Source organism: Streptomyces sp. Isolate_45 (assembly GCF_024721315.2).
Classification (GTDB): Bacteria; Actinomycetota; Actinomycetes; order Streptomycetales; family Streptomycetaceae; genus Streptomyces.
In genome coordinates this window covers 1-535 of record NZ_JANFAK020000404.1, presented here as the reverse complement: position 1 = coordinate 535, position 535 = coordinate 1, and the positions used below count along the sequence as shown (strand labels likewise).

1 protein-coding gene and 1 pseudogene are annotated in these 535 nt (G+C 71.6%); both read right to left on the bottom strand.

The features are described 5' to 3' along the window. Window positions 1–233: pseudogene (locus NOD94_RS41325) on the bottom strand (urease subunit alpha); the annotation flags it as partial. Window positions 234–280: 47 nt separating this feature from the next. After that, a partial coding sequence (locus NOD94_RS41320) for an urease subunit beta (RefSeq protein ID WP_281211380.1) occupies window positions 281–535 on the bottom strand: 255 nt, incomplete at its 5' end.

Here is a 535-nt window from a genome sequence, read left to right as displayed (position 1 = left end):
CCGAGGACCGCGTCGATGACCAGGACGTTGCTGATCACCACGTCACAGGTCTCACGGACCGCCGCCGCCTTCAGGTGCAACCCGTCGCGCGCCGTCTTCCCGAAACCGGCCAGGAACTCGTCACCGGGCTTCTGTGCGTCGTGCTCGACGCGCACCGTCAGCCCCGAGTCACCGAGACGCACCCGGTCACCGGCACGCGGACCGAAGACCGAGGCGTACTCGTGCGGATCGATGTGCCGACTGCCGGGCGCACAGTGATCGCTGTGCGGGGTCTTCCTGCTCACCGCGGGTCTCCGTCCGTGCCATCGCCACCGTCAACCGCCACACCCAGGTAGCCGCAGGCCGCCGCACGGCGCAGCGCCTCCTCCTTGGCACCCGGCCCGTCCAACGGCCCGTCCACCAACCCCGCGAAACCGATCGCGATCCGCTCGCCACCGATCGGGACCAGCCCGACCTCGGCCCCGCCGTGCGGATCGAACCGCACGGAGGACCCGGCCGGCACGCACAACCGCATCCCGTACGCGGCCGCGCGGTC